The 9,564-nt window shown below is 32.6% G+C and carries 13 protein-coding genes; 4 read left to right on the top strand and 9 right to left on the bottom strand.

The annotated features are described in order from the left end of the window. Window positions 1–281: 281 nt before the first annotated feature. From B3J44_RS13665 to B3J44_RS13625, 9 genes are all read right to left on the bottom strand, one after another. Window positions 282–1,049: a LytR/AlgR family response regulator transcription factor gene (locus B3J44_RS13665; protein ID WP_286968930.1), complete on the bottom strand. Its 768-nt coding sequence runs from the start codon at window positions 1,047–1,049 to the stop codon at window positions 282–284. 39 nt (window positions 1,050–1,088) lie between these two features. Further along, complete coding sequence (locus B3J44_RS13660) at window positions 1,089–1,475, bottom strand: 2TM domain-containing protein (protein WP_286968929.1); 387 nt, start codon at window positions 1,473–1,475, stop codon at window positions 1,089–1,091. Window positions 1,476–1,488: 13 nt separating this feature from the next. Continuing rightward, a complete protein-coding gene (locus tag B3J44_RS13655; RefSeq protein WP_233074104.1) occupies window positions 1,489–1,794 on the bottom strand; it encodes a 2TM domain-containing protein in 306 nt (101 codons plus the stop codon). 2 nt (window positions 1,795–1,796) lie between these two features. Further along, the gene (locus B3J44_RS13650; RefSeq protein WP_286968928.1) at window positions 1,797–2,126 is read right to left on the bottom strand and encodes a 2TM domain-containing protein; all 330 of its coding nucleotides are present in this window, start codon (window positions 2,124–2,126) and stop codon (window positions 1,797–1,799) included. Continuing rightward, window positions 2,110–2,430 carry a 2TM domain-containing protein gene (locus B3J44_RS13645; protein ID WP_286968927.1) on the bottom strand — a complete coding sequence of 107 codons (321 nt, stop codon included), beginning with the start codon at window positions 2,428–2,430 and terminating at the stop codon, window positions 2,110–2,112. Before B3J44_RS13645 ends, B3J44_RS13650 begins: the two co-directional genes overlap by 17 nt. Beyond that, the gene (locus B3J44_RS13640) at window positions 2,430–3,767 is read right to left on the bottom strand and encodes a 2TM domain-containing protein (protein WP_198856712.1); all 1,338 of its coding nucleotides are present in this window, start codon (window positions 3,765–3,767) and stop codon (window positions 2,430–2,432) included. The genes B3J44_RS13645 and B3J44_RS13640 overlap by 1 nt, the downstream gene beginning before the upstream one ends. Before the next feature lie 18 nt (window positions 3,768–3,785). Next, window positions 3,786–4,406: a hypothetical protein gene (locus tag B3J44_RS13635; RefSeq protein WP_286968926.1), complete on the bottom strand. Its 621-nt coding sequence runs from the start codon at window positions 4,404–4,406 to the stop codon at window positions 3,786–3,788. A 49-nt stretch (window positions 4,407–4,455) separates the two neighbouring features. Continuing rightward, complete coding sequence (locus B3J44_RS13630) at window positions 4,456–4,863, bottom strand: DUF2141 domain-containing protein (RefSeq protein ID WP_286968925.1); 408 nt, start codon at window positions 4,861–4,863, stop codon at window positions 4,456–4,458. A gap of 350 nt (window positions 4,864–5,213) precedes the next feature. Next, on the bottom strand, window positions 5,214–7,379 hold the full coding sequence (locus B3J44_RS13625) for a TonB-dependent receptor (RefSeq protein ID WP_286968924.1): 2,166 nt from the start codon (window positions 7,377–7,379) through the stop codon (window positions 5,214–5,216). A gap of 143 nt (window positions 7,380–7,522) precedes the next feature. Here B3J44_RS13625 and B3J44_RS13620 point away from each other — a divergent pair, with 143 nt between their 5' ends. From B3J44_RS13620 to B3J44_RS13605, 4 genes are all read left to right on the top strand, one after another. Continuing rightward, window positions 7,523–7,981, top strand: a complete 459-nt coding sequence (locus tag B3J44_RS13620; protein ID WP_198856660.1) for a DinB family protein — start codon at window positions 7,523–7,525, stop codon at window positions 7,979–7,981. A 143-nt stretch (window positions 7,982–8,124) separates the two neighbouring features. Next, window positions 8,125–8,583, top strand: coding sequence for a YciI family protein (locus B3J44_RS13615; RefSeq protein ID WP_286968923.1), 459 nt, complete (start codon window positions 8,125–8,127; stop codon window positions 8,581–8,583). A 3-nt stretch (window positions 8,584–8,586) separates the two neighbouring features. Continuing rightward, window positions 8,587–9,162, top strand: a complete 576-nt coding sequence (locus B3J44_RS13610) for a sugar O-acetyltransferase (protein WP_177212461.1) — start codon at window positions 8,587–8,589, stop codon at window positions 9,160–9,162. Next, a complete protein-coding gene (locus B3J44_RS13605; RefSeq protein ID WP_286968922.1) occupies window positions 9,162–9,542 on the top strand; it encodes a VOC family protein in 381 nt (126 codons plus the stop codon). The genes B3J44_RS13610 and B3J44_RS13605 overlap by 1 nt, the downstream gene beginning before the upstream one ends. The last annotated feature ends 22 nt before the right edge of the window (window positions 9,543–9,564 follow it).

Here is a 9,564-nt window from a genome sequence, read left to right as displayed (position 1 = left end):
TTCAGCTCTTTTTGTATTGTAAATATTGTATTGAAAATATGAGCCGAACCCATGGCTCTCTACATTAGGGTGCGTTATTTCTAACCGGATTAAAATCCGGCTCTACAAAATATATTGAGCCAATGGCTCTTTTCCTTAAAAGAATATAAACGATTTCAATATACATTAGAAAATTCCATAGAAATGAAAATATATTGTAGCAACGGATTTTAATCCGTTGAATTGATATTTATGCATTCCTAGAAGTTCCATAGGAACGATACATTTAATTCACAAAAAAACTATCCTAACCAAGCTTTAAAATCCTGTACCTTCTCTCGGCTTACAATTACCTCATCATCTTTATAAGTTGGCAGAATAACTTTCAATCTCGAATTGGTATATACTTGAATTTCTTTGATTGCTTTCAACGGAACAATAAATTTTCTGCTTACGCGAAAGAAATCCTTCTTATCGAGTTCTTGTTCCAGAATTTCTAAAGTTGAATCGATCAGATAATCGCGATTGTCGTACGTATGAATATATGTTCCTTTATTTTCGCTGAAAAAACATTCAATTTCTTCTGTAGTAATTACTTTTAAATGTTGTCCGATTTTAACCGTAAATCTCTTTTTATACGTTTTCTCAAAAGGATTTGATAACATTTGTCGAATTTGCTCGAAATCTAATTGTATGTTTGAAGATTCCGTTGCAGTTTTAGGAAGACGTGATTTAAATTTTGAAACCGCTGTTTCCAGATCATCTTCGTCAATAGGTTTTAAAAGATAGTCAATGCTATTTAATTTGAACGCTTTTAAAGCGTACTCATCGTAGGCCGTTGTAAAAATGATAGCGCTTTTGATGTCTATTTTTTCAAAAATTTCAAATGATAAACCATCTGAAAGCTGGATATCTAAAAAAATTAGATCTGGATGCGGATTATTTTCAAACCATTGAACTGATTCCTCAACAGAGTGAAGCATTGTTTCTACGGTTACATCAAGCTTTTCAAGTTTTCTTTGCAACAATCTCGCCGCTGGTTTTTCGTCTTCTATAATTAATGTGATCATTTACTATATTGTAAAAAATTGAAAAATATTAATTCAAATTTACTCCCATTTATTTTTATTTGCGGCATCTTTTTCCATGTATTTTTGGATTTTTCTTTTCTCCCAATCAGATCCAAAAAACCAGTCGGTACCAAAAACCGATAATGCGTGTGCTAATAGACCAATTCCCCAAAAAAATGCTGTAGAATAAGTATGCCATTCTGTTAAACCACTTAAATCCATTACCAGTAGACCAGCAGATTTATCTCGAGTCAAACTTGATACAATGATAATAATATTTACAATGATGAAAATTTTCAAATGTGAGTAAAATCTTTTAAGTCTTTTTACTCTTTTATAAGCAGCGTTGTAATTTGGATCGTCTACATACTCTCCAAAATGCTGTCTTGCGTAATCTTCATACATTTCTCTTCTAAAACGTCCCATAACTATATTTTAATTATTTCCACTTATTTTTATTCTGTTTTTCCTTCTCCATAAACTCTTTGATTTTTCTTTCTTCCCATTCTTTGCCCATTCCTGGAAAAACTTCAAAGACTTTTAATCCGTGAAAAACCACTCCTACTCCCCACCATAATAATGGCCAGAAAAACCATAGATATTGAGGCGATGTATAAAGATTTATAAAAATCAAAATCGCGTTTACAAATATATAAGCAACTAGATTTCCATAAAACCCTTTTAAATTTTCAACTTTTTTTCTTGCCTGAATATATCTTTCTTCTTCGCTTAAATTCGTTTCCATGATTATTCCCATTTTTGCTTTTTATATTTTTTTTCTAAAATGCTTCTCAATTTACGCTCTTCCCATTCCTGCCCGAAAATTTTATACGAAGCAAACAAATCAATTGCAGAGCCTATTACAACAGCAGACCAGATAATTACAACAACCCAATTTAAATATCTAATTGGAAAAAATTGCAACGGAAGATTGGTATATTCTTTTAAAAGAAAAAGGATCATTGCAATGCCATAAACAAACAAGTGTTTGTAAAAATATTTTAACTGAATCACTTTTTTGGTTGCCAAGTCTTTCAAGATGGCTTCTTCCTGATCGTTATTAAAATTTGTTTCCATGATTACTTTCTAATCGTTGTTGATTTTCTTTTTCTAGAATTTCTCTTATTTTTTTCTCTTCCCATTTCTTATTAAAGAAAGGCGGAAGACTAAAAACTTTCAGTCCATGCAAGATGATTGCCATTCCCCAGCCCATTACAGACCAAATCCACCAAAGATATCCTGGAGAAGTCATATAATTTACAACAATCACAATCGGATTACATAAAACGTACACGGTCAAATGCTCATAAAATCCTCTTATTTCTTTGACTCTTTTTTGAGCGTCATAATAACGATTTGCTTCTATGAAATCTTTTTCCATTATTTCCACGTTTTTTGCTTGTTGTCTTTCTCTAAAATCTCTCGAATTTTTCTTTCTTCCCAATCTGAGCTATATCCAAAAACTTTAAAAGCATGCATCGCAACTCCAAATCCCCAGCCTAAAGCCGAAAACCAAAACCATTGAAATCCTGGTGAAAATTTTAGATTGATAAAAACCAAGAACGGAATCACACAGCAATACGAAATTATATTTCCGTAAAATCCTTTTAGTTCTTCTACACGTTTTTTGGCTCTATAATAAGCTTTTGCTTCGTCGGTATATTCTGCACTCATTTCCATAACTGCAATTTGTTTGGTTAAAATTGGAATCCTAACGGTGAAATTCTTTCCATCCTCCTCAATCTTCACTTTTCTATCCGTTATAATTCCGTATCTGTTTACAATATTTTGCAGTCCGACACCTTGTCTGTCCTGCAAAACTTCTTTTTTCTGAAGATCATTCTGAATAGCGAGATAATCTTTATCAATAAAAATTCTAATATGAAGCGGTTTTTGCTCGCTTACTACATTGTGTTTTACGGTATTCTCCAGTAAAAGCTGTAAAGAAAGCGGTACCACTTTGGCTTCTGGATTGATATTTTCTGTTGGCAATTCGTAAAACAAACTATTTTCGAAACGCATTTTCAGAAGATTCATATAGGTTTTTGCAAATGACAACTCGTCTTCAACCGAAACCAATTCTTTGTCTTTCTGTTCTAAAACATATCGATAAATTTTAGACAATGAAGTAGTAAAACGCTGTGCATTATCTGGATTTTCTTCTATTAAAGAACTAAGAACATTTAAACTGTTAAAAAGAAAATGCGGGTCGATCTGATTTTTTAAGCTTTCAAATTTAGCATTTGCTGTCCCTGCAATAATTTTCTGCTGTGTTACTTTATTTTCCTGATAGAGTTTATAAAAATTAAGTCCATGAAAAAACAGTAGAACAATAAAAGTCATTACCGCAGATTCGATATAATTCTCTGCTTTTTCATTGGCAAGAAAACCAATAATTGTCTTATTCTCGATTATTACACTTGTAAACAAACGTAATACTCCAATTACGATCATCGATACTAAAAAAGAACTTGCAAAACCAATTAAAATTCTCTTTACTGAATATGGATTTTCTCTGAAGACCCTATCTAAGAAATCAAAAAGAACGACGTTTACGATATATAAAACCACACTGTAAAGCATGCAGTACAAGAAATAGATGTAAAGATTCTTGTTAAAGACTGCTGTTCCTAAAGAAGCAAACCGAATTAGAAAAGAGAACAAAAATACTATTCCTCCAACTAAGCATGCTTTTAACAAATTAGGTTTTAATATCATCATATTTATAATACTGAATTATTTACAAGTTTTTTGAATTTCTAAAGCTCTTTCTAATCCCCATTTTGGAGAATAAGGTGTTGCTGGTTTAAAAGTATTAAAAAGTTCAATAGATTTATCAACTTGCGCGCATAAAGGTTTTGTATCTACTCCTGTCCATTTTGCTCCTCCTAATTGATAATCGGCTTCACCAAAAACCGCTCTCGGATTGGTTGGATCCAGGGCTTTTGCTTTCGCGTAAGCTTCCATTACTTTGCCAGAATATTTCATTCCGTTTGTCATCGGATCTGCTACAACATATCCAGTGTAAATTAATGCCTGCATTACATACAATTCGGAGTTGGCTTGGTCTTTTATCAATTCTACATCTAATGCATCTTGCGCTTTAGTCAATAACAAATCAATTTTTGTTTTGTCTTTTTCTGTAAAAACAGCAGTTGCATTGATTAAAGCCACATAATAATTTGGCAAGTAACTGTTTTTTTCTGCCGCGGCAATTCTTTCAAATAAAGCAGAAGCTTCAGCATTTTTCCCTTCTTTCCAAAGTCCGAAAGCTTTATTCATTCCTTGTTCAAATTGTGTTTGTGCTGAACTTATTACTACTACAAATAGTGCAACTAAAGTGATGATTTTTTTCATTTTATAAGTTATTAATGGTTTGTTTATATGGATTAGTTATTTGTTTTATTTAGAATACAATTTCAATTTTTGAATCTTTGCTGACATTAAATTTAGCATCTTGATATGATGGAGGTCCCATAAATCCTTTTGCATTGTTTGAAGCTGCATATTCTTCTGATGGAGCTCCCATTGCGTTTCTGTCAAGCTTTCCGTTGCTGTTTTCATCATGATATGTTGAGATTGCATATTCTCCCGCAGGAAGATTATCAAAGATTACAACCGCTTGATTGTTTTTAATTTCGGAAGCCAAACTTTTGTAAGTTGTTTTAAGAAAAGTTCCGTCTGAATTATATAATCCTACTTTCACGATTCCTGTGTTATTTTTCAAACCTGAAACGGCAACAGTTAGTTTTACATTTTGAGCAGACATTAAGCTGCAGATAAATAAAATAGTTATTGTAATAATTTTGGTCATGATTTCTTTTTTTAAGTTTCTAAGTTACTAAGGTTCTGAGGTTCTAAGTTTTTTTGTTGATGATTAAAACTCTTTTTTTTTAAGCCTCTAAGTTTTTAAGAAATCTAAGCTTCTAAGCTTTTTTACTTAGCATCTTAGAATCTTAGCCGCTTAGCGACTTTTTAATTTACACTTCAAAAGTATGCTGGTTTTTAGTCTTTTAAAATTAAATAATACTGAGTTGTTGATTTTGGTTACTGAATTGTTTCTTTTTGAGGGACAGAGGTTCAGAGGCACAAAGGTTCAGAGGTTTTCTTTTATTTATTCTCAAAGACTTTGTCCCTTTGAGCCTTTGAACCTCTGTCCCTTTTTTAAAGATTTTTCAATTGATTCTCATTCTTATTCTGGCTGATCGTCCAGAAGAAACCTACGAAGAAGAATCTGTCTGCTGTTGGAACTACGGCTTGTCTTTGATACACTCCACTTGCATCTGGATTTTTTGCATAATCGTATCCGAAAATATTTTGAGTTCCTAAAACATTTGAAACTGAGAAATAAAGGATTTTTTGTGTTGTCAATAAATACGCCCAGCTGAAACTTAAACTATTGTACGATTTCGTTTTCCCATTCATAAACTGAGTCTGGTTCGGATCGTTGTACGGACGTCCTGAACTAAAACTGTTTGTTAAACTAACCTGAGATTTCCAATCTGTAATAAAATATTTTGCTACAACAGATAAGTTATGATTGGCAATAAAACTTGGAGTCGCCATGTTTGGAAAGTTTTTATATTGTCTTTCTGAATCGATATAAGAATATGAAATCCAATATTCTAGGTTTTTGTGCAAATTGCTGTCTCTCCAAAACAAATCCAATCCTTTTGCATAACCAGATCCATTATTATTGAAAATAGAATTGTACTGAATATCTCTTGTGTCATATTGCACTAAATTGCTGTAATCTTTGTAGTAAGCCTCTGCTCTAAGTGTTTGTCCAGGTCTTGTAAACGTATAATTAAAAATATAATGACTTGCTTTTTCGCTTTCAAACTGATGGTATTTAGAAAATTTAATGTAATCTACAACTGGTGTTTGAGAATAATCTCCATAAGCAAAAGAGAACTGACTAGTTTTTGAAACTTTATATCCTAATGAAGCTCTAGGCGCAATATTGTTTTCGTTTAATAAACTATTGTTTGAATATCTTAAACCAACTTTTAAAGCTAATTTTTTAGAAAATAAAAGATCTCCTTCTGTATAAGCTGCAAAAATGTTCGAATCGTATCCATTTGTAACATTAAGTGAAATATTATCAGCTACATTTTCATCGTATTTTGTAATGAAATAATCGCTTCCGAAAGACAATTTAAAAAAGTTTGAAAATTTCTTGCTTAATTTCAACTTCAGCTGCGCTGCGTTTTCTTGGTTTTCGATTCCAGTAATATCATATTTCAGTTTGTTTTTGCTGTAACCGTAGCTCACTCCAGAAGTAATCTGCCAACCTGTTCCAAAACTCCCTTTGTAAGATGAATTCAAATAGAAGTTATTATTGTTCATATCAGTTCGAATCGGATTCTCGAAATTGACATTTTTCTGATTCAAATCAAATTTTTCAGAATCAAAAGAGGCATACAGCTTAAATATTCCATTTGTGAAATTGTATCTATAAACGGTTTCACCTCCAAGTGATTGATACGGATTATTCCACTCTACGTTTTGCGGAATAACAGCTTGATAAGGTGCTAAATTCACATACATCATATTTACGCTAAGTGAACTTTTTTTGAATTTCTGAGTATTTCCTAAACTCAAACCAACCGTCATTAATCCGATATCTGTTTTATCATGATCTTCTTCGTCTTTTGTATTTAGCAGTAAAACACTTGATAGAGCTTCGCCATACTCTGCAGAATAACCTCCAGTAGAAAATGCAATTCCATTAAACAAGAAAGGAGAAAATCTACTTCTTGTTGGCAAATTATTTGTTGTAGCACCATACGGTTGTGCTACGCGAATTCCGTCAACAAAAGTTTGGGTTTCACTTGCTTCTCCTCCACGTACAAACAAACGTCCGTCTTCACCAACTGTTTGAGTTCCTGGCAAAGTCTGTAAAGCCGCCACTATATTTCCTGCAGAACCTGCTGTCGTAACAATATCTAAAGGTTTTAAAACAGAAACTCTCGCTTTGTCTCCAGATTCTAAAGTCCCAGCTGTGATAACAACGGCATCCAAAGTATTAATGTTTTCTTTTAATTTTACTATTTGATCTTTATAAATGGCAACATCAATTTCTTGTTTGTAAGTTTCAAAAAGCAAAAAGCTTACTACTAAAAATTTATTTCCCGTTTCTGCAGTTTCAAAAGAAAACTCTCCAGTTTCAGTACTTGTCGCTCCATCGTAAGTTCCGTCAATATATATATTAGCGCCAGCAACAGGTTTTCCTTTTGGATCTACTACTTTTCCAGAAATAGTATTTTGAGCAAAAATTAAAGCTGTAAAAAATAAAAAGCTAATAGTAAAAAATAATTTGGTTTTCATGTCATCTTTGGTTTTTGATGAAGCAAATGTATTTTAACTATTCATGTTAAAAAATATATAATAACCCAATTGTAGATTTTCGAGGATGAGTTGTAAAATACTAATTTGTATCTTAGCTAACGTGTTTCTAAAAACTATTAACTATGTCAGAAAGTAAAAGAGTTTCGAATTTGTATCAATCCATTTATAATGGAAATCCATGGCTTGAAGTAACCTTAGCAGATACTTTAAAAGATGTAACTGCAGCTCAGGCTTATAAAAAAATCAATCCTAATTTAAACACGATTTGGGAAATTGTCAATCACCTAATACAATGGAGAAGAAACATATTAAAGCGTGTTCAAGGAGAAATAATTACGACTCCCGATCATAATTATTTTGTACCGATTTTAGATTCATCTGAACCCGCTTGGGAACAATCCCTGCAAAGTTTGGCAAAATCTCAGGAATTATGGAGTGCCTGTTTGAATGATTTTAATGATGAGGATTTCGAGAAAATAGATCTAAATAATAATCACAATTTTTATGAAGATATTCACGGAATCATTCAGCATGATGTGTATCATTTGGGACAGATTGTTATTTTGAAGAAATTGCTTTAAAACGTCGTTTATGTCATTCGACGAAGGAGAAATCTCCACGAGAAGCTCAACAAAGATTGGCTTTTCGTTGCGGAATTTCTAGTGCGATTTCCCATTCTTCGAAATGACAAAATTGAGACTAATTTTAAAACATAATTAATCAAATGAAAAAATTACTTTTAGTTTTCTGTTTTTTGATTCTTAATACTGTAGGTTTTTCGCAAGAAACCGAAGTTAAATATGACGAAGCTTTAGCCAAATCACTTCATGCAGACGAATACGGAATGAAGAAATATGTTTTTTGTCTTCTAAAATCGGGAAGTAATACAACCGCTTCTAAAGAAGAAACCAAAAAATTATTTGAAGGACACATGGAAAATATTGGCAAATTAGCCAAAGAAGGAAAGCTGACTGTTGCAGGCCCTTTCATGAAAAATGATAGAAATTATCGTGGCATTTATATTTTTAATGTCGAAACGATAGAAGAAGCCAAAGCGCTTGTTGCCACCGATCCAGCAATAAAAGCCAATTTACTCGAAGCCGAATTAACGCCTTGGTACTGCACTGCCACTTTGCAGGAAATTACGAAAATGCATGAAAAAATTGCCAAGACGAAAATGTAAAATATGAAAACAGAAAAAGAAAAAATGATCTCTGGCGAATATTATAATGCCTTTGATCCAGAATTAGTAAAAGGACGCCGTGCGGCAAAAAACCTTTTACACAGCTTAAATGTAAAAGAATATCGAGTTACCAAGAAAGCAAAAGAGATTCTAAAAGAATTGATTCCGAACGCTGGAGCTGGTCTTTATATTGAACCACCTTTTCATTGCGATTACGGTTATAATATTTTTGCCGGCGAAAATGTTTATTTTAACGTGAATTGTGTTGTTTTAGACTGTGCGCCAGTAAATATTGGCTCAAATGTATTTATTGCACCAAATGTTCAGATTTATACTGCATCACATCCGCTTGACGCTGAACTAAGAAAAACATTAGAAAATGCGTATCCTGTTACAATTGGAGACGATTGCTGGATTGGCGGAAATTCTGTTATCTGTCCTGGAGTGACAATTGGAAAAGGCTGTGTTATTGGTGCTGGATCTGTGGTTACAAAAGATATTCCAGATAATTCGCTTGCTGTTGGAAATCCAGCAAAAGTTATTCGAAAATTAAATCAAGAACCTGAATCAAAAAAATAATGCTTACCTTAAATAAAGTTCATCATATTGCCATTTTATGCTCTGATTACGAAAAATCTAAATATTTCTATACTCAGATTTTAGGTTTAACCATTATTCGTGAAATTTACCGCGAAGAACGCCAATCTTATAAATTGGATTTGGCTTTGAATGGCTCTTATATTGTGGAGTTATTTTCATTTCCAAATCCGCCGCAAAGACCTTCAAGACCTGAGGCGGTTGGTTTAAGACATTTGGCATTTGAAGTCATTAATCTAGAAGAAACAATTGCTTTTTTAACTTCAAAAAATATAGAATCGGAACCGATAAGAATTGATGAAACAACCGAAAAACTTATCTCTCATAAAACTCAATCGGCAATAAATCTGGATCTGCGATAAAAGTGAAACGTTTTTCGGTTGT

The sequence above is a fragment of the Flavobacterium sp. UBA4854 genome (assembly GCF_002399805.1).
Taxonomy (GTDB): domain Bacteria; phylum Bacteroidota; class Bacteroidia; order Flavobacteriales; family Flavobacteriaceae; genus Flavobacterium; species Flavobacterium ginsengisoli.
The sequence above is the reverse complement of the archived record's forward strand: the minus strand, read 5'-3'. Positions and strand labels throughout refer to the sequence as shown.